Below are 22,304 nucleotides of genomic sequence, written 5' to 3' on the forward strand. Positions count from 1 at the left end.
TCAGTCCCCACTACCAATATCGAATGCACTTGCGTGGACGAGTTCCGCCTCGACCCTTGCCTGCCATGCCGTACGCCGCTTGTCGCGCGCGGCGGATCGCGCCGACGGTTCGAACACCGCGTCGGTGACGGTGGTGGTGCGCGCGTGTTGCAGCGAATCCCACAGCAAGCCCGACGAACCGGCAAGAAACGCCGCGCCGCGCAGGCTCGCACGATCGCTTTCATGCATGCGCCGCACCGGCATGCCGCTCAGATCGGCCTGGATTTGTAGCAACGTGTCGCTACCCGACAGTCCGCCGCCGACCACCAGTTCGGACGCCTCGACATCCGCGATGGCCTTGTTTGCATCGATGCACAAGGCGACCGAATGCGCGATGCCTTCGAGAATCGCGTAGGCGATCTCAGCTTGCGTGGTGGCGATGGAAATGCCCGACAGCGATGCGCGTGCGTTGGGTTGCAACTGTGGCACGCGCAGGCCGGTCAAGGCGGGCAGGAAGGTGACACCGCGCGAGGAATCGACGCTCGCGGCGAGCGTGCTGATTTGCGCGGGATTGTCGAACCAGTGCAATTTCTCGCAGATCCAGTTCAGCGCGGAGCCGGTCGTCGCGACGAAGGTTTCGAGCGAAAAGTGCGAGACGCCATGCTGACGCCGCGCGGTCATGGTCAAGGTGCCATCGTGCGAGGTCTCGGTCGCGGCCGGCACTTGTGTGCCGACTAGCAGATCGACGAAGCTACCCGTGCCGTGCACACACATCGACTGGCCGCGATCGAGACAGCCGAGTCCCACTGCACCTGCTAATTGATCGCCCGCGCAGGCCAGAATCGGCACGTCGATACCGAGTATCTCCGCGCGGGTTCGGCCGAATTGATCCGCGTCCTGACGAAGCTCCGGCAGGAGCGATTGCGGAAATCCGAGCGTGTCGATCCAGTCGAGGCAGTAACGATGTTCGTCGAGCAGATAGGCGCTCGCCGACGTCGCATTGGTCGGCGTGGTCACGCACGCGCGTTCGGTGGAGAGATGCCACAGCAGCCACGTGTCGATCGTTCCGAAGGCGAGGCGGCGCTCGCGATTCGCGAGCATCACCGCGGGTGTCGTCTGCAGATGATGGACGGCCCACAGATAGGGCGAGCGCACGCCCACCGGCCGACCCACACGTTCGATCAGCGTACGGTCCCACGCTTGCGCGAGCAGGTCCAGTTCGCCGGCGTGGCGTGTGTCCTGCCAGACCATCGCGGGCACGAGTGCGCGGCCCGTGCGAGTGTCCCATAGCACGGCCGTGGCGCGTTGCGTTGCGATGGCCAGCGCGACCACGTTCAACCGTTCGTTGGCCGCGCGCGCGAGCGTTTCGCGGCACACCGCGATGGTCTTCTCGAGAATGACGTTCGCGTCCTGCTCGACGACACCGGGCCGCGGGCTATCCACCCGAAGCGGCTGATACGTGAGACAGGAAACCTGCCCGTCGGCGGCCACGACGGCCGCTCGCGTGCCGGAAGTCCCTTCGTCGATCGAGAGAATAACGTTTCGATTACTGGTCATCGCTGGGATTTTTCGATTGCCGGGTTCATGAATACCGATACCTCGTCCGCATCGCCCTCGAATTGGGGCGCGTCGGGTTCGTTGTCGGGCGTAATCGCGGTACGCGTCGGGTCCCACTTGATGACGAAACAGATCACGCTTGCCACCAGCGGCACGATCGCGAGGATCAGGAAGGTTTTGTCGAGACCGTAGTGTTCCCGAAAGAGCGGGAACACCAGCAGGCCCAACGCCGCGCCGATCGAGCCGAGCGCGCCGATCACGCCGTTCGCGCCCGCGCGAATCTCGCTGCGGAACGACAGCGACGACAGACTCTTGCCATTGGCGCCGGGGCCCGACGAGTGGAACAGAATGAAGAGCGAGGGCACGATGACCGCGAGCCACAGTGGCATCTTCGAGCCGAACAGGCCCAGCACGAGCAGCATCACGAAGACCGCCGCGAAGCCGAAGGCCGACGCGCGCCGCAAACCGAAGCGCTTGCCGATGGCCGGGGACATGAACCCGCCGAAGATGCCGAACACGTTGAATAGCAGCGCGCCCAGCGTTGCATAGATAAAGTCTTTGCCGAACAGGGCGGCACTGATGAGCGGCAGATACCAGCCGATCGCGAAGTACTGAATGGACTGCCCGACCTGAACGGTGGCCGCCAGAAGAGTGCGTGGCAGATAGATGCCGCGGAAGATCAGCATCACATTGGCGAGTCCGCGCCTGGCCTGGTTCAGCACAGGCACGCGTTCTTCAACCGGTGCGGCGACGAACGTGCGCCCGTAGATGCGACTCATCGACGTAGCGGCTTCGCCAAGCCGCTCTTTACGCGCGAGCCAGATTGGGCTTTCGACCAGAAACACCAGCTGCAGCACGAGGATCGCGATGCCGAAGAGCGCCGTCGCGGCCACGGAGTATCGCCAGATCGAATCGCCCACATGCCATGAGTTAAACAGCAACGCGAGCAGCAGGTTCGAGCAGACGGCGGTGTACCACATGCCCTGCCACGCATTGAGGCGGCTCTTCAGTTTGACGGGCGTGAATTCGGCGAGCATCGCCATTGCAATCGCGAAATCGATACCGTAGGCCATGCCGACGAAGAAGCGTCCCGCGAGAATGACTTCGAAGCCCGGTGCGAATACCACCAGCACCGCGCCGATCACGGCGAGGAATTTGGCCAGCACCAAAGGACGAATGCGGCCCCAGCGGTCGGCCATCCAGCCGCCGATCGGATTGAAGGCAATTGCGACCCACGATGCAAACGACGTCATGAGCGCGATTTGAGGCGCGCCGAGATGGAGATCTCGCGTCATGGGCCCGAGGCCCGCGCTTAAAGCTGAATTGGAGAACGCGTCGAGAAACAATCCGCCGAGTGCAAGCCACCAGATAAGGCCGGCTCGACCGGGAATGCCTGAACATGAGTCGATGAACGAAATGACATCGTCGATGCCACGAATCTTAAGCGCGACTGTCTGCACAATCGGTCTCCTTTAGTTTTTCTGTAAGAGGCCGGTGCTGTTCGCGATGCAAATCGTTTACGCGCAAGAGACCATCTTACAGATAGTCTCTTATCTAGATCTGCAGGGCAGACTTTATGATGCGACCTCCAATGTGTCAAGCATTCTCACGCGAAGCATCGCGCGCGCCGCCCTGAAAACGAGGCAGGGATTTCCACTATTGCGCAGGCTTGCTGTGAGAACCCAGCAAGGCCTAAACAATACGGATGACTAACAATATTCGGCCTGCCTCATACGCTTCTGCCAAACATTGATCGACAACGTCATGCCGATTGAATTGATCATACAAAGCTATCGGGGCTTGTAAGGTCATGGTAATTGTTGATTGAGAATGATTCGCGTTTACGATAGATTGGCGCCCTATCTTTTGAAAAAACGGAGCGAATCTATGACTGAGGTGCTCGTCCGGCAGGTGTCTTCCACAGCGATGCCGGTATCGGTTCTCAGTCCGGGCACCGCCCATTCGGCCACGCCACGACGCGCGCGCAGTCAGAGTCGCGCGGTCGATTGGCAAAAGGGTGCCTTGCTCGACGTGCTGATCGACAACCGCCGCATGCTCGTCAACCTGGCGCGTGGTTTCGTCGGCTGCGCGAGCCTTGCGGAAGACGTGGTGCACGATGTCTTCATCAAGCTCGTCGACTTTCCCGATCAGGATGCGGTGCGCCAGCCGGTCGCCTACGTGACGCGCATGGTGCGCAACGCGTCGATCGACGCATTCCGCCGCCAGAACCTGGAAAGCACCTATCACGCCGACGAGGACGACGGCTTGCACGTGCCTTCGCCCGAGCCGTCACCCGAAGCGGCGCTGCTCGTGCGCGACACGTTGCGGCACGTCTACCACGCGCTCGAACAACTGCCGCCGCGCAGCCGCGCCGCTTTCGAAATGGTGCGCCTGCGCGAGGAAACGCTGCAAAGCACGGCGCGTGCACTCGATGTCTCGCAGACGCTGGTGCACTTCATGGTGCGCGACGCGGAACAGCATTGCGCGGATTGCCTCGATGCGTGCAATCGCGGTGTGGCCCGTCCTGCGTTCTGCAGCGGCCGCGCGCGTCGCCGGTAAAAAAGCGGACGCGGCAAACGTCAACTTAATAGAGGCGACGCGCCGGCAATTTACCTGCAGCCGCGCCGAGCCGCGACGCCGGGACACGCGTCTGCATTCGTCCCGTCCCATTCCGATCCTTCTTCGACAGAGCCCTTCATCATGACGCAAGCACAGCACACCGCCGCCCTGGCAGCAGGCGAGGCGGACGACCTCGTCTACACCGTGGTCATCAACGACGAAGAGCAGTACTCGATCTGGCCGACGTTCCGCCCGGTGCCCGCAGGCTGGCATGAAGTCGGCGTGAGCGGTCCGAAGGCCGGGTGTCTCGCGCACATCGAAACCGTGTGGATCGATATGCGCCCGGCGAGCCTGCGCCGTCATATGGACGAGGTCGCCGCCAAGGCGCGCGCCGCGTAATCCGGGCGTGCCCGGCACCGCGTCGGGCCACGCCGATTCTGCAAGAGGACTTCGTATGACCATGGTTTCGATGCCGCCGCCCACGCTCGCCGATCTGTCGATCGAGCCGGGCTTGCCGACGGTCGTCTCGCCGCGAGCGGGCGCGGACATGTCGCTGGAAGAAGCGGCGCCGTTGCTGCGCAGGATCGTCGACGAGAAACTGGAGCGCGCCGGCGGTGTGCTATTCACCGGCTTTCGCGTGGCCTCGATCGATGCCTTCCAAAGTTTCGCCGGCTCGTTCGGGCATCCGTTGATTGGTTATGAGTTTGCTTCGACGCCGCGTAGCCAGGTGGAGGGCGCGGTCTACACGTCCACCGAATATCCGCCGCATCGCTCGATTCCGCTGCATAACGAGCAGTCGTACACGCGCGAATGGCCGCTGCGGATCTGGTTTCATTGCGCACTCGCCGCGCGTGCCGGCGGCGCGACGCCGATCGCCGATAGCCGCGCGATTTATCGTGCGCTGAATCCGGCACTGGTCGAACGCTTTGCCAAACGTGAACTGCTCTACGTGCGCAACTTCGGGCAAGGGCTCGATCTGCCGTGGGAGACCGCGTTCGGCTCGGACGATCCGCGTGTCGTCGAACAGATTTGCCGCACGCGTGGCATCGAATGCGAGTGGCGCGACAGCGAAGACGGTGAGCGGCTGCTGCGCACGCGTGAACGTTGCCAGGCGGTGTCCCGCCATCCGCGTACAGGAGAACCGGTCTGGTTCAATCAGGCGCACCTGTTCCATCTGTCATCGCTCGATGAGGACATGCAGGAAGCGCTGATCGACACCGTCGGGCTCGAAAGCGTGCCACGCAATGTCTATTACGGCGACGGCGAACCGCTCGAAGCCGACGCGCTCGCAGAAATTCGCGGCGTGCTCGATCAGCAGCGCATCGTGTTTCCCTGGCTGGGCGGCGACGTGCTGATGCTCGACAACATGCTCACCGCGCACGCCCGCGATCCGTTCGAAGGGCCGCGCAAGGTGGTGGTCGCGATGGCGCGCAGCTATAGCGAAGCGGGCGGCGAACAACGGACGGCTGCGCAATGATGCACGCGCAGGGCGCGGCACTCGCGGCGCATTCGCTGACGGTCGGCTATCGCGATCACGTCGTGCTGCACGATCTCGACCTCCGCATCGCCGCCGGACGCATCACGGCATTGTGCGGACCGAACGGCTGCGGCAAGAGTACGTTGTTGCGCACATTCGCCGGCTTGCAGCCGTCGCGCTCCGGCACGATCGAAGTCGACGGCAGGCCGCTCGCTTCGTATCGCCGCCGACAGCTGGCCCGCACGCTCACCATGCTCGCGCAATTCAACCAGATTCCCGCCGGCTTGACGGTGCGCGAACTGGTGGCATATGGCCGTTATGCGCACGGCGGCTGGCTGCGCGGCATGTCTCGCGCGGACCACGCGGCGATCGACGAAGCGCTCGTCACCAGCGGTCTTGCCGGCGACGCCGCCCGCGACGTCGGCGCGCTTTCGGGTGGCGAGCGGCAACGCGCATGGATTGCGATGGCGCTCGCGCAACAGGCGCCGATCGTCCTGCTCGACGAGCCCACCACCTATCTCGACATCCATCATCAACTGGACATCTTGCGCGAACTGCGGCGCCTGAACCGCGAGCGTGGCCTGACGATCGTGTGGGTGCTGCACGACCTGAATCAGGCGGCGGCCTATAGCGACGAGATCGTATTGATGCGGGCCGGGCGGATCATCGCGCAAGGCTCGCCGGATGCAATGCTCGACCCGCATCATCTGAACGAGACGTTCAGCGTGCCGATGCTGAAGATCGCGCATCCGCAAACCGGAGCGCCCATGTGCGTGCCCGCGTACGAAAGCAGCGACCTCGCGGCGTACGATAGGCGTGGTGAAGCCACGACCAGCAAGGGCCTCGCCGCATGACGACGCTTGCCGCGCGCAAACGCCTGCGCCGCGATACGCCTTCGATTACGGGCAACCGTGCGGCCGCGAGCAACCGGGCCGGAGCGATAGGCGCGGCGCTGGTCGCTTTGATCTCCGTGGTTAGCGCGTTGCGTCTCGCGCCCGGCTTGCATGCGTGGCTCATCGCGCCCGCCCGCAGCGACGCGGCGCAACTGGCGAGCATTCTTCTATTCGACCTGAGCGTGCCGCGCGTGCTCGCCGCGCTGGTGGCAGGCGCTTGCCTTGCCGTGGCGGGCGCATTGTTCCAGTCGCTCACGCGCAATCCGCTGGCGTCGCCTGATTTGCTCGGCATCACCGGCGGCGCGCAACTGGGCTTGCTTGCGGCAATGCTCGTGCCGTCGCTGGCGGGCGTGGCTTCCGTGCCGCTGCTGTTTGCATGCGGGCTCGGTGCGGCGGCATGCGTGTCCGCTGCAGCCGGCGGCTGGCGCGCGACGCCGTTGCGACTCGTGCTGGCAGGCAGCGTCTGCATGCTGCTGTTCTCTGCATTGACTACGTTGATTCTCGCGTTCTTCGAGCAGAGCATCGTCGGCGTGTCGTTGTGGGCGAGCGGTAGTCTCTATCAACCTGGCGCCGCCGGACTGAAGGTCGCCGCCAGCTGGCTCATCGTTCCGTTGATCGCCTTGCCGTTCGTGATTCGTCCGCTCGATCCGCTCGCGCTCGGCGACGACGCGGCGGCTGCCGCCGGCGTGCGCGTCGATGCCACGCGACTCGCGGCGCTCGTGGTCGCGGTCGGTTTCGCGAGTGTCGCGGTGAGTGTGGCAGGACCGCTGTCGTATGTCGGGCTGATTGCGCCGAACCTGTTGCGGCAGATGCGTGGTGCGAAAGCCTCGCGCCTCGCCGCGCTGGTGCCGTTGTCCGCGTTGGTGGGCGGCGCGCTGGTGCTCGTCACCGATAGCGCCGTACAGGCACTCGATCTCGATGCGACGCTTTCCACAGGCGTGGCGATTGCCTTCGTCGGCACGCCGCTGATGCTCGCGATGATCCGCGGCGGCGCTGCATGGTCGGGCGCCTTGCATGCAGGCGAAGAACGCCGGGTGACGCGTACCGGTACACGTCTCGTGCGGAGGCTCGAAGCGTGGCCCTGGCCGCTGACGGCAACAGTCCTGAGCGTGCTCGCGGTCGTGATCGTCGTCGCAGGCGCGTCGTTTGGGCCGACCACGATCGGCTGGCATCGCTGGCTGGCCGTGCTCGATCAGCGTGATGCGCTTGCGCGGATGCTGGTCGATTTGCGGCTGCCGCGCCTGATCTGCGCGTTGCTGGCGGGCGCTTTGCTTGCCGCGAGCGGCGTGCTGATGCAGAGTATCGTGCGCAATCCGCTCGCAGGTCCTGAAGTGCTCGGAGTGACGCAAGGCGCGGGTTTCGCCACGCTCGCGGCGCTGGTGGTGTGGCCGCTTGCCTCGCATTCGACGCTGGCGCTGGCATCGCTCGTGGGCGGCGGCGTAACGCTAGTTTCGACGCTGCTGTTGAACCGCAAGCATCGGTACGCGCCATTGGCAGTTGCGCTTACCGGCATCGTGATCGGGACGCTGTGGACGACGCTGTCGCAATGGCTCATCACGCAGCAAAGCGTGCAGCCCGCGCGCTTCGTGGTGTGGCTGGTGGGCGGCACCTATGGGCGCAATTGGGGCGAAGTGACGACGTTGCTGCCGTGGTGCGCGCTCGCCTTGCCCGTGTTTGCGTTGCTGGCCCGTCCGCTCGATCTGCTCGCTTTGGGCGACGACCAGGCCGCCGCGCTCGGTTTGCCGATCGGCGTGTTGCGCCCGCTAGTGCTGGCCGTCGCAACGCTGGCTGCGTGTGCCGCGGTGGCCGCGGTGGGACCGGTGGGCTTCATTGGTTTGATGGCGCCGCATCTCGCGTCGATGTTGGGTGCACGTGCGCATCGAACGCGTTTGTGGTTGGCGGCCGCGTGCGGCGGGTTGGTGCTGGTGGCCGCCGACATCGGTGCGCGCACGCTGCTGGCGCCACGCGAAATTCCAGCGGGTGTGCTGACCGCGTTGATCGGCGCGCCGTATTTGCTCGCGCTGCTGATCGTGGAGGCAAGGCGCGAAAAGCGGGGCAAGCGATGACCTGCCACGCGGACCCCGTCTGGCTCGATGCCTCCGCGCCCAACGAGACCGCCCGCTGTTTCGCGGCCTTTGCGCCGGAGTCGATCGCACATTATCTCGAGCACGTGTGGCTCGGCGAACCGGGTCCGATGGACGAACCGACGCTTCTCGACGATACCGGTCGCACGATCGCAATCCCCGTCGCGGAGTTGGGTCAGCATCGCAACGTGCTACTCGACGCGATGGTGACGCTCTATGGCGGCGAGCGTGAGACGCATGCTCGTGCGCTGCTATCGCAATGGAGCAAGTATTACTTCGGCTTTGCCGCGACGGCCGGCTTCGTGGCCGCGGCCGTGTTGCGTCGACCGCTCGTGATGGTGCCGCACACCACTTACGTCGTGCTACGCGATGGCTTGCCCGTTGCGCTCCACCTCGCACGCGACGCACTGCGACCATTCGAAGAAAATCCCGCGCACCTTTATGCTCCACTCGTCGAGCATCTCGATACGGTGATCTCGACCTTGTGCGCGATGACGAAAATCGCGCCGCGGGTTTTGTGGAGCAACGCGGGCAATCTGCTCGACTATCTGTTCGAGCAATGCGCGCCGCAATACGACTTGTCGCGGGACGCAGCGTGGTTATTCGGCCCGCTCGACGCGGCCGGCGAAGCCAATCCGCTACGCTTGCCCGTGCGCCAGGCCAAGCCGCGCGCCGCGAGCCTGCCGAACCCGTTCAGCGCGCGGCGTGTGTGCTGCGTACGTTACGAAATCCCTGGAGAGACGCAACTGTGTGGACGCTGCCCCCTGCTATTGACCATGAGCGATGCGCAGATCGCATTGCAGGCGGCCTCGGCTTGACGCCGTCGCGGTACTGCGCGAAACACACGGCCCGTTTCAGGCGGCTTTGCATGGCTGCGGCGGTGACGAGCGCTTTACTCTCCGGTGTATCCGCGTTTGCGCAAACCGGCGCCGTACAGGTGGCCGCTTCGATCGATCCGGTGGTCACGCAAGAGCAGATGCAGCCGCGAGCCTGCACGCCAGCCGCCGACAACCCGATCGTCTCGCAGGCCAGTCCGTCGCTGCCCGCGCAGCCCAGGCGCATCGTCGTACTCGAATTCATGTTCGCCGAAGATCTCGCCGCGCTAGGCATCACGCCGGTCGGCATGGCCGATCCCGGGTCCTACCCGGTTTGGATCGGCTACGACAATGCGCGTCTCGCTTCGGTGCCGGATATCGGTACGCGCCAGGAACCGAGCCTCGAAGCAATCGCGGCGGCCAAACCGGATCTCATCATCGGTGTCGGCTTGCGCCATGCGCCGATTTTCGCGGCGCTCGAACGGATCGCGCCGACGGTGCTGTTCCAATACGGTCCAGGCTTGAGCGACGACGGCGCCCACACCACGCAACTCGATTGGGGCCGCAAGATTTTTCGCACTGTCGGCTGCCTGACCGGGCGTGAAGCCCAGGCACGCGCCGTCGAAGCCAGGGTCGATGCAGGTCTCGCACGCGACGCGCAACGCCTCGCCCACGCAGGTCGCCGTGGCGAGCAGGTGGCGTGGTTGCAGGAGCTGGGCTTGCCGGATCGCTATTGGGCGTTCACCGGCAACAGCACGGCGGGCGGTGTCGCGAAGGCGCTCGGCCTCGGCATCTGGCCGCCTGAAGCGACACGCGAAGGCACGGGCTATGTGAGTTCAGAAGATCTGCTGAAGCAGCCGAAGCTGACGGTGTTGTTCGTCAGCGCAACGGATAAGGACGTACCGCTTGCCGGCAAGCTGGACTCGCCGATCTGGCGTTTCGTGCCGGCCCGCCGTGCGGGACGCGTCGGTCTGGTCGAGCGCAACATCTGGGGCTTTGGCGGACCGATGTCGGCGTGGCGGCTTGCCGATACCATGACCGACGCTGTACTGGCGTTGCCAGCGCCTGCAGATACCGGCAGGTAAAAAGCGCAAGCCTCGTCTGTCCGCGCGCTGAAGCGCCGCAAATGTGCGCGGCGCTTCAGTCGATCACCGCTCTTCATCCCACGGTGCCGTTAGCCATCGCCGGATCGCGCACGACCTGCGCCGAGCCCTGCGTCTCGCTGACGATGCTGCCGTTATCGAGCTTCAACACGCGATCTGCGAGATGGAAGTAACGGTCGTCGTGGCTGATGACCAGCACCGTCTTGCCGCGCGATTGCAACTCCGGTAGCAGTTGTTCGTAAAACACCGCCTTGAACTGCGGGTCCTGATCGGCGGCCCATTCGTCGAACAGATAGAACGGCCGGTCTTCCAGATACGCGACCACCAGCGCAAGCCGTTTGCGCTGACCGGTCGATAGCGCGCGTGTCGAGAACGCGCCGTTCACCACCTGAACCTTGTGATCCAGCGCGAGCTTCGCCACCAGCGCGTTGGCGCGAGCGTCGGCTTGCGCACGCGAGGCATCGTTTGGATCGACGATGCCGAGCAAGGCATCGAACAGGTGGAAGTCGTTGAACACGGCGGTGAAGCGCTGCCGGTACGCGGCTCGCTCCACCAGGCCAATCGGCTTGCCATCCAGTTCGATCGTGCCGTCCTCGGGTTCGTACAGGCCCGTGATGACCTTCGCGAGCGTCGTCTTGCCGCTGCCGTTGCCCCCGACGATGAACACCAGCTCGCCCGGCCTGAAGGTCAGGTTGACCGGCCCGACGCGGAACATCCGCTCATCGCGTTCGTGGAAGTACGAATGTGTGACATCGCGCAGCGTGAGCGTTCGATACGGCTCGTGCGACGCATGTTCGTCCGGCGGCGGCACGGTGAGCAGCGCGCCGAATTCGGCCATCACTTTCTCGATCCGGTCGAGCGAGACACGCGCGGCGTTGAGCGTCGGCACATTGTTGAGCAAACCGTCGAGCGGCAGCAGCATGAACAGGAATACCACGACATAACCCGACGCCGACGGCGCATCCGCATGCACGCCCAGCGCAGGCCAGAACGCGGCGACGCCTAAAAACACATAGAAGAGAAACACGATCCAGCCGACGCCCACCGCATACGCACTGAACGCCTGCCGCCGATGATCGCGGACTTCGTCGATTGCCGAGCCGAGCTGGCCCTCGACGAATTGGCGCGAGCGCGCCTGATGCAGCTTCAGTTCCTTGGCGCCGGTGAAGAGCGCGCCGAGATAGCCGAACAGTTTGTCCTGCGAGCGCCCGGCGGCTTCGAGCGAGGCGATCGCGCGCTTGTCGCCGGCGTGATAGCCGAACGAGCCGACGAGGATCGCCGCCACCGCCAGCAGGCACACCGGCCACGACAGCCACGCCAGGTAACCGAGGCAACCGAACACGATCGAGCCGTGCATCACCAGATTGGGCAGCGCGAAGAACAGCATCGAGACGTTGGTCGCGTCGTCGGTCAGTACCGACTGCACGGGCGCCGCGCCGATGCGCTCGACATCGCGCAACTCGGCCTCGGCGACGCGTTTGGCAACGTGTTCGCGCAACTGCGCCATGGTGTCCTGTGACAGCCGTGCGAACAGCACGCCGGTGATCACTCGCGTGACGAGCGCGATCACCGCGCACAAGGCGAACCGCAACGCGAGCGACATATCGGCCACGCCCGCTTGCGACAGCGCCCGGCTCAAGGTCGCGACCAGCAAGACGCTGGCGATGCCGTTCAGCACGCAGGCGCTCAGGGCAATCGCAAACGCGCCGCGCGAACGCTTGAGCAGCGCAACGATCAGGCGCATGGCGGGTTTGCCCGGCGCGGTGGAAGGGGGTGAGGCGGACGAGGATGGCGCGTCGTGGCGCTCGTTGGCAGCGGTCATCGGCAATGAATGGCAGTGGGTCGCAATGGATCGGCGAACGGCCGCGCAGTCACGCGGTCGTTCAGCGGGACGCAAAGACGCGCCCCTCGTTTTGATAGACGGATGGGCAAGCCAAACATTTACCGTTGACTTGCGGGGTCTTCCCCATCCCCGTCAAAAAACAATGCACTCCGAATAATACGTAACGTGCGGTAAAAATTCGCGGGCGCGGTTCGTCACACCAGTGAAGCGGCCCATTGCGGCCCGCGACTCGACCCAAGCGGTCAGTTCTAACGGATTCGATGCCCATGACGAGCTTCCCGATTGCCTTGCACCACCAGATTCGCGCGATGGCGCGACTCGACCCCGATGCGCCCGCGCTAGCATCGTTCACGCCGCACACCGTGCGATTGACGCGCGGTGAACTGGACTATCGTGCGGCACGGCTCGCTGCGCAACTGAAGGGGGCGGGTGTGAGCGACGAGGTACGAGTCGGCGTCTGCGTGGCGCGCTCGTGTGATCTTTTCGTCGCATTGCTGGCCGTGTTGAAAGCGGGCGGCGTGTTCGTCGCGCTCGATCCGCGTCATCCTGCTGCGCGCCTCGATTGGGTGACGCGTGATGCGGGTCTCGTGCATGGCATTGTCGACGGTTCTGCCGATGCCGCGATGCGGGCGCGCTTCGCACGATGCTTCGACGTTGCTGCCGCTGTTGCGACGGATAACGGGGCGATGCGTGTTGATGAGGAGGATGTGTTGGCTCATCCGCGCGCTGCCGCGTACATGATCTATACGTCCGGTTCGACCGGCACGCCGAAAGCCGTCGCCGTCGAACACGGTCCGCTTGCCGCGCATGGCGCGGCGCTCGCCGAGTGCTTGCCGATCCACGCGAGCGATCGCGTGCTGCATTTCGCGTCGGTGAATTTCGACGTGTCGATCGAAGCGTGGCTGGTGCCGCTCGCGGTCGGTGGCAGCGTCGTGATCAGCGATCCGCCGCCCTTTTCCCCCGAGGCCACGCATGCTTTCATGCTGCGCGAAGGCATTACAAATACGACGATTCCGCCGGCCTATTTGCGCGAGTTCGCGAACGTTTGCGCACGTCTTGGCGTGCCGCCTTCGTTACGCACGCTGCTGTTCGGCGGCGAGGCGATGTCGCAGGACAGCTTCGATGAGATTCGACGAGTGTTTCCGTCGCTGCGTCTCGTCAACGGTTATGGACCGACCGAGGCCGTGATCTCGCCGATGCTGTGGCCAGTCGATCCTGATACGACCGCGCCGCTCGAAGCAGGCAACGGCTTTGCCTCGCTGCCGATCGGCTGGCCGATCGGACGCCGCGTGGCGCGGGTCGCGAATGCGCAGCAAGCGGGGGAGGCAGGCGAGTTGCTGCTAGGTGGCGTGTGCCTGGCACGCGGCTACCACGGTCGTCCGGCGCTGACCGCCGAACGTTTTTTGCCGGACGCGGACGGCGAACCCGGCGAGCGCATCTATTCCACGGGTGACCTGGCGCGCGAGCGGACCGATGGTTCGTTCGATTATCTCGGCCGTCTCGACGATCAGGTGCAGGTGCGTGGCGTGCGCGTAGAACCGGGCGAAGTCGCGGCGTGTCTGCTCACGCATCCAGCCGTCGCCGACGCGGGCGTGCTGGCCGATACGGCTCAAGGCAGAACGCAATTGATCGCTTGCGTCGTATTGCGTGAAGCCACCGACGATAACGCGTTGCAGACGCATCTTGCCGCGCATTTGCCGCAAGCGTGGCTGCCGCATCGTCTGGCGCGGTTCGAGCGCCTGCCTTATACGATGAACGGTAAGCTCGATCGCGCGGCGTTACGCGAGCGGGTTGCCGCATCGCCCGTTGTCGTCGACGACATTCATATTGCGCCGCGAACGCCGACCGAAACGCGCCTCGCCCGGCTCTGGCAAACGTTGCTGAACGACTCCGCACCGATGGGCTGCGCCGATCGTTTCTTCGTCCGCGGCGGCGACTCGCTCGCGGCGATGCAACTACAAGCTGCGATTCGCATCGAGTGGCGCGTGAACCTCAGGCTCGATGTGTTGTTCGACGATCAACCGCTGGAAACGTTGGCCAACCTGATCGACGGCAGCGAGCGCGAGGCGACGGAGAACGCGTTGCCCATCGTCGTTTTGCCAAGTAAAGGCGACACGCCGTTTGTCGATCGCGCGGCGTCGTTCGCACAGCAGCGTTTCTGGGTGCTCGCACACACTCAGGACGCGGGCGCGGCGTATCACGTTGCCGTGCAATGGGATGTGCGGGGCGCTCTGGATATCGTCATCTTGCAAAGCGCGCTCGATACTTTGATCGAACGGCACCAAGCGTGGCGGACCACGTTGGTCGAATCCGATGATGGCCTCGTCATGCAGCGCATTCATGCGCGGTTGCCAGTGACGTTAAGTCTGATCGATCTACGCGAAGGCAGTGATGCCCAACGCACAACGCGACTCGCGGAATTGACCGGTCTGCAGGTCGGCGCGCCTTTCGATCTGTCGAATGGCCCGTTGGTGCGGGCCGCTTTAGTCGCGCTCACGAACGATACGCAGCGCTTCCTGCTGACCACGCATCATTCGATCAGCGATGGCTGGAGTTCGCGCTGCGCCTTTGACGAGTTGCGGACGATCTACACCGCGCTTGCAACGCGGACCACGGCGCAACTGCCCGAGTTGACGCTGCAATATGCGGATTACGCGCAATGGCAGCGTGACTGCCTCGCGGCGGGCGAGGGCGAGCGCCAGCTTGCTTACTGGCGCGACGCCTTGCGCGACGCACCGGAATCGCCAGCCTTGCCGCTTGACCGGCTCCGCTCGCGCGAACACGACTATCGCGGCGGCCGCCTCTCACTGCGTCTGCCGGTCGCACTTTCCGAGGCCGTGCGCGACACGGCGCGCCGCGCGCAAGGTTCGTCTTTCACCGTGCTGCTGGCTGCCTTCGACGCGTGGCTTTATCGACTGACGGGAGCCACCGACATCGTGGTGGCCGCGCCGGTTGCGCATCGGCAACGCGCTGAAACCGCCCCGTTGTTAGGTCTCTTTCTCAACACGCTGGCATTGCGCGCGCGCGTCTCGCCCGATCAATCTTTTGCGACCTTGCATGGCAGTGTGCGTCGCTCCGCGCTCGATGCCTTCGCTCATCAGGACGTGCCTTTCGATCAGGTGCTCGACGCCGTCAGCCCGCCGGTGCGACGCGGCGATGCATGGCTCAAGCTCAAGTTCGCGCAACAGTTCGATCTGGCCTTGTCGGCGGAATTGCCGGGGGCGTCGGTACAGATGTCGCCGGGTCTCGATCTCGCGGCGCGCTTCGATTTCGCGCTCGATTTCACCGATGACGCGCGCGGCATCGAACTGGTCGTGGCTTATGCGCAGGACGGCATCGATGAGTCGACGGCCTACGCGTGGTTACGCAGCTACGCCGCGCTCGTCGCCGACGCGGTGAGCCATCCGCAGCGCGCGATCGGTGAACTGGACTGCGCGGATAGCGTCGGCTATCGCGCGGCGCGCCATGGACGCATGCTCGAACCGGCAGCCGACAATGTGCTCGCGCTCTTTGCGCGACATGCGCGGGACAATCCGCAGAAAGTGGCGCTGGCCGACGCCGACACGCGCCTGACCTATGCCGAACTCGACGACGCGTCTGATCGCATCGCACGCGGCCTGCGGCAACGTGGCGTCGGTGCGGAGCAGGCGGTGGCGGTGTGCATCGAACGTTCGGCGCGATTTGCCGTTGCGCTGATGGGCGTGATGAAGTCCGGCGCTTACGTCGTGCCGCTCGACCCGGCTGCGCCGCAGGAGCGCCTGGCCGTTGCTGTCGATGCTTGCGGTGCGCCATGGATCGTCACCGCGGCGAATGCGCAAGCGGCGGACACCGTAGGCACGGCCATCGTGATCGATTTCGACACGTTGACGCAGGCCTCGCTGCCGGCAGACACGAGCGATGAAGCCGAACGCATTGCGCCGGTACGCTCGCCGGATCAAGCCGCATATCTGATTTTCACCTCGGGATCGACCGGCATACCCAAGGGCGTGGTGATCTCGCATCGCGCGCTGGCCGATTACGTCGCGGGCATGCTGGACGAACTGGCGTTCGCCCCGCAGGCGTCGATGGCGATGGTCTCCACGGTCGCCGCCGACCTCGGTCACACGACGCTGTTCGGTGCGCTCTGCTCGGGCCGCACCTTGCATCTGTTGCCCGCGCAGTGTGCCTTCGATCCCGATCGCTTTTCTCAGGAGATGCGTTCGCGGGAGGTGGGCATCCTGAAGATCGTACCGAGCCACTTGCAGGCGCTGCTCGATGCGCAGCACCCCGCCGACGTTCTGCCCGCCCACGCACTCGTGACTGGCGGCGAAGCCTTGCCGTGGTCGCTAGTCGAGCGGATTGGCGCGCTCAAACCTGCGTGCCGTGTGATCAATCACTATGGTCCGACCGAAGCGACCGTTGGCGCGTTGACGTGCGATACGTCCGCGCCCGCGCAGGCAGCGCTGCGTGCTCAAAACGCTTCGAATCGCAACGCGGCGCAAGCAGTGCCGCTTGGTCTTCCATTGCCCAATGCCTACGCATGCGTGTTCGATCGGCACGGTTCGAGTGTGCCGCCGGGCGGCATCGGTGAACTCTACCTCGGCGGACCTGGCCTCGCGCGCGGTTACCAGAGGCGCGCATCGGCGACTGCCGAACGTTTCGTGCCGCATCCGTTCGCGCCTGGCGAGCGTCTCTATCGAACTGGCGATCGCGTCAGGTTGCGCGCCGACCATCGACTGGACTTTCTTGGACGTCTGGACGATCAGGTCAAGATTCGCGGCTATCGCGTCGAACCCGGCGAAGTCAGTGCGGCACTACGTACGCTCGATGGCGTGACGCAAGCCGAAACGCTGGCGATCGAACACGAAGGGCGCTTGCGCCTCGCATCGTTCGTTGCCTTGGCGCACGGCGCACGGTTCGAAGAAACCGCTATGCGCGCGGCGCTGAGCGCGCGACTGCCGGATTACATGGTGCCGGCCGTTTTGCAGCAGGTCGGCGCGCTGCCGGTGACCGCGAACGGCAAGGTCGATCGCGCCGCGTTGCGAGCGTTGGCCGCCGCGCCTGCGCCTGTCGCGCCGTCGGGTGACGCTCCCCATGGCGCAATCGAAGAGGCGCTGGCCGCAGTCTGGCAGGACGTGCTCAAAGCCGGGCGCGTTGGCCGTGAAGACAACTTCTTCGAACTTGGCGGCGACTCGATTCTGGTGCTGCAAGTGATCGCGCGTTCACGCAAACGCGGAGTGCGATTCACACCGAAGCAACTATTCGACGCGCCGACGCTCGCGCAACTCGCTCGTGTCGCGACGACCGTCGATGCATCGGCACCGGTTCCGGCCACTCAAGCGAAAACGCGGATGGTGTCCCGAGAAACGGAACCAGCCGCCACGCTTCTGCCCGCGCAACTGCGATTTTTTGCACTGGACATTGCGCAACGTGGGCACTGGAATCAATCCATCGAACTCGATACGCAAGCGCCGTTCGACTACGACGCCTTTGCCCGTGCCTTCGAAGCGCTGCTGACGCACCACGAGATATTCCGTCACCGCTTCGTGCAGAACGGGCCGCGAGGGGAATGGGCACTCACGCTGGCCGCCCGCGCGTTCGAGACCTTGCCGCTCGCCGCTACCTCCGCGCGCGACCCAAGCGATGCACTCGCGCAGTTCGACGCGCTGCAATGCACACTCGATCTGGCGCGCGGTCCTCTGGCCTGCACGCTGGCCGCGATGCTGCCCGACGGCACGACAAAGCTCTATCTGGCGATCCACCATCTGATCGTCGACGGCGTGTCGTGGCGCGTGCTGCTCGACGATCTCGACCACGCCTATCGTGCGGCGTGCGAGCGCCGCAGCGTACGGTTTATGTCGACGGGAGCGAGCGCGCCGGACTGGGCGAAGCGACTCGCGCGGGCCGCGCTCGACAGCGGCGCAAGTGCGCCGTTCGCCACCGAACTGACTTATTGGCGCGCGCTCGCCGCGCCCTACGACGATCTGCCGCTCGACCGCCCACACGCGCACGCCACCAACGCGGATGCGCAAACCGTCGTCCAGACCGTCGATGCCGACCTGACCCGCGCCGCGCTGACGCAAGCCAATGCCGCATACCGTACCCAGACGATCGAACTGCTGATTGCCGCGCTCGTGCAATCGCTGGGTATGCCGACTTGCCGCCTCGAACTCGAAGGACACGGTCGCGAGGCACTGTTCGACGAACTCGACGCGAGTCGTACGCCCGGCTGGCTGACCAGCCACTATCCGGTGCGCTTCTCGCTGGACACTACGCCTTCCGCCACGCTTTGTGCGGTCAAGGAGAGCTTGCGCTCAGTGCCCAACAAAGGTCTGGGTTTCGGCGTGCTGCGCCACTATGGCGACGCCGCGACGCGTGCAACGCTCGCCAGCGTGCCGCGTCCGCGCGTGACCTTCAACTATCTCGGCCAGTTCGACGCGCCGCGCGAAGCCGCGCTGGTACCGCGCTTCGGCGGAGCGGGCTGCGAACGCGATCCGTGTGGCCCGATTGGCAACGCCTTGGCCATTCACGCCTATATCGATAGCGACGCCACGCGCACGCTCAAAGTGCATTGGGTCTATGCCGGGACGCAGTTCGAGCGCGCTACGGTTGAAGCGTTAGCGCAACGCTTTGAAACCGCGCTCGCGGAAATGACTGGCGCCTGCGCCGAGCGTCTCGCGCAACGAGGCGGCTCGGCGACGCCGGGCGACTATCCGCTCGCCCAGGCAGGTGGTCTGACGCAAGCCGCCGTGGAACGCATGCCGTTCGACTTGCGCACCATCGACGACATGTATCCGCTCGCGCCGATGCAGCAGGGCATTCTGTTTCACTCGCTGTTCGCGCCTGAACAATCGACCTATGTGAATCAGTTGGTCGCGACGCTGATCGACCCGGATATCGAGCGGTTACGCCGTGCATTCGAGGCCGCTATGCCGCGTCATGACATCTTGCGCACGAGTTTCACGCCGGAGGAGGCCACGCCGATGCAGATCGTGCATCGCCAGGCACGCATGCCGGTAGAGCTTCTCGACTGGCGCGAGTGGGGTGAAGCTGCACTGGATGAGTTCGAAGGCTGGCTCGCCGCCGACCGCGCACGCGGTTTCGATCTCACGTCGCCACCGCTGATGCGCATCGCGCTGATCCGCGTCACGGACGACACATGGCGTCTCGTCTGGACTCGCCATCACTTGCTGCTGGATGGCTGGAGCACCGCACGTTTCTTTGCCGACGTGCTGCGCGATTACATGGAGCCACCTCGCCCGCAACCGTTCGCCGCGCCTGCCAAAGCACGTTATCGCGACTTCATCGCGTGGCTCGCCGGGCGCGATGCCCAGGCCGAACGCGTTTTCTGGATGCAACGTCTTGCGCGTCTGGACGAGCCGACGCTGGTCGCCCAGCGGGATGTTCGGGACGCGGCCACGACTCGGCATCTGACGCGACGCGAATCCTTCGATGCGGAGCTCACCACGCGTCTGAGCGAAACGGCGCGTCGTCTGAAGCTCACCGTCAATACGCTGGTGCAGGGCGCGTGGGCACTTGCTCTGCAGCGCATGACGCATCACACGGCAGTTACGTTCGGTGCGACCGTTGCCGGCCGTCCCGATGCCTTGCCCGATGTCGAGACCGTGCTCGGTCTCTTCATCAACACGCTGCCGGTGATTACGGCGCCGCTGCCGCAGTCGAAGGCCGCAGCGTGGCTGCACGATTTACAGCGCGATAACGCTGCGGCTGCCGAGCACGCGCATACGCCGCTATCCGAAATCCAGCAATGGGCCGGGCACGGTGGCGGCGCGCTGTTCGATACGCTGGTGGTGTTCGAAAACTATCCGGTCGACGAAGTATGGCGGGGACGCGATGAACGCGCGCTGAAGCTGCGTGATCTTCGCAATATCGAAGCGACCGATTTCGTGATGACTCTCGTGATCGAAGCGGGCGCAACGATCACCATCGACTACGGTTACGATGCCGCGCAGATCGACGATGCGCGAGTGGCCGCATTGCATCGCGCGTTCGCTGCATGCCTTGCGGGTCTGATCGCCAACCCGGATGCTCCGCTCGGTACGATTTCGATCGCTACCGCCGACGATCTCGCCGCTTTGGCTCGCTACAACGCGACCGAACATGCCTGGCCGCAGACGCAGCAACAGGCGTTGCACCGGCAGTTCGAAGAGCGGGCGTCGGCGTCGCCCGAAGCGATCGCGCTTGAATTCGCAGACCCGCAAGGGCATACGCAACACATGACGTATGGCGAACTCGACGCCAATGCCGATCGCCTCGCTGCTGCGTTGATCGAACACGGCGTGCGGGCGGACACGGCAGTGGCGCTGTGTGTCGAGCGCTCGTTTGACATGGTGGTCGCGCTACTCGGTGTGCTGAAAGCGGGCGCGGCCTATTTGCCGATCGATCCCGACTATCCGGCTGACCGAATCGCTTATCTGCTCGCCGATGCCAAGCCGGCAGTCGTACTGACCCAGCCGCATTTGCGTGGGCGCGTCGCGGAAGCGGTCGCGGGCCGCGAAATCCCGATTCTTAACGTCGACGAATTGCGCGAAGGCAACGTCACGCTAGCCACGCCCGCCGAAGTTGCGCCGGAGCAACTGGCCTATCTGATCTATACGTCCGGCTCGACCGGTAAGCCGAAGGGCGCGGGTAACACGCATCGCGCCCTCGCCAACCGCATCGCGTGGATGCAGGACGCGTATGGACTCAGTGTCAACGACGTCGTGTTGCATAAGACGCCGTTTGGTTTCGACGTGTCCGTGTGGGAATTCGTGTGGCCGCTCGCGGTGGGCGCGAAGCTGGCGATTGCGGCGCCGGGCGATCATCGCGATCCAGCGCGTCTGGTTGCGGCCATCGAAGCGCATCGGGTGACGACCCTGCATTTCGTGCCGTCGATGCTCGCGGCCTTCGTCGCGCATCTCGAAGACTTCCATGTCGCCGCGCGTTGCACGAGTGTCACGCGGATCGTCGCCAGCGGCGAGGCGCTGGCACCCGAACTGGTGGCACGCGTCGCACGGCAATTGCCGCAAGCGCAGCTCTATAACCTCTATGGTCCGACCGAAGCCGCCATCGACGTTTCGCATTGGACATGCAGCGCGCAGGATGCCGAGGCGCTTGCCGTGCCGATCGGTCACCCCATCGCCAATCTGCAACTGCACGTACTCGATGCGGCGCTGCAGTCGCTACCGGCAGGGGCAATCGGTGAGCTATATCTTGGCGGCGCAGGACTCGCGCGAGGCTATCTCGGCCGGCCCGCATTGAGCGCAGAGCGCTTCGTGCCCGATCCGTTCGTGCAAGGTGCGCGGCTCTATCGAACCGGCGATCTCGCGAGGCGGCGTGCGGACGGTGCGCTCGACTATCTCGGCCGCATCGATACGCAAGTGAAGTTGCGTGGGCAGCGCGTCGAACTGGGGGAAATCGAAGCGCTGCTGCGCGCGTCGCCGGGCGTCCACGATGCAGTGGTGATCGTGCGCGACGAGCAGTTGATCGGCTACGTGGCGCGTGGCGCGGGCCAGCTCATCGATACGGCGGTGCTGCTCGACGGCTTGCGGACGCAATTGCCGTCGTACATGGTGCCGGCTCACCTGATCGCAATGGATGTGCTGCCGGTCACGCCGAACGGCAAATGCGACCGCCATGCATTACCGGCGCCCGAGCGGAGCGCAGCGGGCGAAACCAGTGTGATTCCGCCTGCCACCGACACCGAGCACACGCTAGCCGCGATCTGGCAGCGCGTGCTGCGGCTCGACACGATCGGCCGTGACGACGACTTCTTCACGCTCGGCGGCCATTCGTTGCTGGCAACGCAAGCTAACGCGCAAGCGAATCTGCATTGGACGCTGACCCTGCCGCTGCGCACCGTGTTCGACGAACGCACGCTACGACGCTGCGCGGCGGCGATCGATCGGGCGCTTGCCGAACGCGGTGGCGACGCCGGTGCCGACACGGCAAGCGCGATCGACGCCTTGCTCGGTGAGTTCGAACTGCAATGAGCGATTCGCAACGCGCCATCACC

11 protein-coding genes are annotated in these 22,304 nt (G+C 64.8%); 8 read left to right on the forward strand and 3 right to left on the reverse strand.

Annotated elements, in window-relative coordinates; genetic code table 11:
- Together FQ705_RS09220 and FQ705_RS09225 are read right to left on the reverse strand one after the other, a co-directional pair.
- A complete protein-coding gene (locus tag FQ705_RS09220) occupies window positions 1-1,536 on the reverse strand; it encodes an FGGY family carbohydrate kinase (protein WP_144139975.1) in 1,536 nt (511 codons plus the stop codon).
- Window positions 1,533-2,996 (reverse strand): MFS transporter, encoded by a 1,464-nt coding sequence (locus tag FQ705_RS09225; protein ID WP_144139978.1) that lies wholly within the window; start codon window positions 2,994-2,996, stop codon window positions 1,533-1,535. Before FQ705_RS09225 ends, FQ705_RS09220 begins: the two co-directional genes overlap by 4 nt.
- Window positions 2,997-3,423: 427 nt before the next feature.
- Here FQ705_RS09225 and FQ705_RS09230 point away from each other — a divergent pair, with 427 nt between their 5' ends.
- The 7 genes from FQ705_RS09230 to FQ705_RS09260 all read left to right on the forward strand — a co-directional run bounded on the left by FQ705_RS09230 (window position 3,424) and on the right by FQ705_RS09260 (window position 10,449).
- Complete coding sequence (locus FQ705_RS09230; RefSeq protein WP_144139981.1) at window positions 3,424-4,095, forward strand: RNA polymerase factor sigma-70; 672 nt, start codon at window positions 3,424-3,426, stop codon at window positions 4,093-4,095.
- A gap of 141 nt (window positions 4,096-4,236) precedes the next feature.
- Complete coding sequence (locus FQ705_RS09235) at window positions 4,237-4,494, forward strand: MbtH family protein (protein WP_144139983.1); 258 nt, start codon at window positions 4,237-4,239, stop codon at window positions 4,492-4,494.
- 55 nt (window positions 4,495-4,549) lie between these two features.
- On the forward strand, window positions 4,550-5,572 hold the full coding sequence (locus tag FQ705_RS09240; protein WP_144139986.1) for a TauD/TfdA family dioxygenase: 1,023 nt from the start codon (window positions 4,550-4,552) through the stop codon (window positions 5,570-5,572).
- The gene (locus FQ705_RS09245) at window positions 5,569-6,426 is read left to right on the forward strand and encodes an ABC transporter ATP-binding protein (RefSeq protein ID WP_144139989.1); all 858 of its coding nucleotides are present in this window, start codon (window positions 5,569-5,571) and stop codon (window positions 6,424-6,426) included. The genes FQ705_RS09240 and FQ705_RS09245 overlap by 4 nt, the downstream gene beginning before the upstream one ends.
- Window positions 6,423-8,531: a Fe(3+)-hydroxamate ABC transporter permease FhuB gene (fhuB, locus tag FQ705_RS09250; RefSeq protein WP_144139992.1), complete on the forward strand. Its 2,109-nt coding sequence runs from the start codon at window positions 6,423-6,425 to the stop codon at window positions 8,529-8,531. Before FQ705_RS09245 ends, fhuB begins: the two co-directional genes overlap by 4 nt.
- Window positions 8,528-9,367 carry a siderophore-iron reductase FhuF gene (gene fhuF, locus FQ705_RS09255; protein WP_144139995.1) on the forward strand — a complete coding sequence of 280 codons (840 nt, stop codon included), beginning with the start codon at window positions 8,528-8,530 and terminating at the stop codon, window positions 9,365-9,367. Before fhuB ends, fhuF begins: the two co-directional genes overlap by 4 nt.
- A gap of 50 nt (window positions 9,368-9,417) precedes the next feature.
- On the forward strand, window positions 9,418-10,449 hold the full coding sequence (locus FQ705_RS09260) for an ABC transporter substrate-binding protein (RefSeq protein WP_186307817.1): 1,032 nt from the start codon (window positions 9,418-9,420) through the stop codon (window positions 10,447-10,449).
- A 73-nt stretch (window positions 10,450-10,522) separates the two neighbouring features.
- On the opposite strand, the gene FQ705_RS09265 is transcribed toward FQ705_RS09260, so the two are convergent.
- Window positions 10,523-12,289 carry a cyclic peptide export ABC transporter gene (locus tag FQ705_RS09265; RefSeq protein ID WP_144139998.1) on the reverse strand — a complete coding sequence of 589 codons (1,767 nt, stop codon included), beginning with the start codon at window positions 12,287-12,289 and terminating at the stop codon, window positions 10,523-10,525.
- Between the two features lie 287 nt (window positions 12,290-12,576).
- Between FQ705_RS09265 and FQ705_RS09270 the strand changes: the two genes are divergently transcribed.
- Entirely contained in the window at window positions 12,577-22,281 is a 9,705-nt protein-coding gene (locus FQ705_RS09270; protein ID WP_144140001.1) for a non-ribosomal peptide synthetase, read from the forward strand.
- The last annotated feature ends 23 nt before the right edge of the window (window positions 22,282-22,304 follow it).

Origin of the sequence: Paraburkholderia sp. BCC1884 (assembly GCF_900996225.1) — a bacterium.
In the GTDB taxonomy this organism is placed as follows: domain Bacteria; phylum Pseudomonadota; class Gammaproteobacteria; order Burkholderiales; family Burkholderiaceae; genus Paraburkholderia.

Bases quoted from the DNA above. Each gene is read 5' to 3' on its own strand.
- FQ705_RS09220 (WP_144139975.1), bottom strand. From the start codon at position 1,536: ATGACCAGTAATCGAAACGTTATTCTCTCGATCGACGAAGGGACTTCC.
- FQ705_RS09230 (WP_144139981.1), top strand. From the start codon at position 3,424: ATGACTGAGGTGCTCGTCCGGCAGGTGTCTTCCACAGCGATGCCGGTA.
- FQ705_RS09235 (WP_144139983.1), top strand. From the start codon at position 4,237: ATGACGCAAGCACAGCACACCGCCGCCCTGGCAGCAGGCGAGGCGGAC.
- FQ705_RS09240 (WP_144139986.1), top strand. From the start codon at position 4,550: ATGACCATGGTTTCGATGCCGCCGCCCACGCTCGCCGATCTGTCGATC.
- FQ705_RS09245 (WP_144139989.1), top strand. From the start codon at position 5,569: ATGATGCACGCGCAGGGCGCGGCACTCGCGGCGCATTCGCTGACGGTC.
- fhuB (WP_144139992.1), top strand. From the start codon at position 6,423: ATGACGACGCTTGCCGCGCGCAAACGCCTGCGCCGCGATACGCCTTCG.
- fhuF (WP_144139995.1), top strand. From the start codon at position 8,528: ATGACCTGCCACGCGGACCCCGTCTGGCTCGATGCCTCCGCGCCCAAC.
- FQ705_RS09260 (WP_186307817.1), top strand. From the start codon at position 9,418: ATGGCTGCGGCGGTGACGAGCGCTTTACTCTCCGGTGTATCCGCGTTT.
- FQ705_RS09265 (WP_144139998.1), bottom strand. From the start codon at position 12,289: ATGACCGCTGCCAACGAGCGCCACGACGCGCCATCCTCGTCCGCCTCA.
- FQ705_RS09270 (WP_144140001.1), top strand. From the start codon at position 12,577: ATGACGAGCTTCCCGATTGCCTTGCACCACCAGATTCGCGCGATGGCG.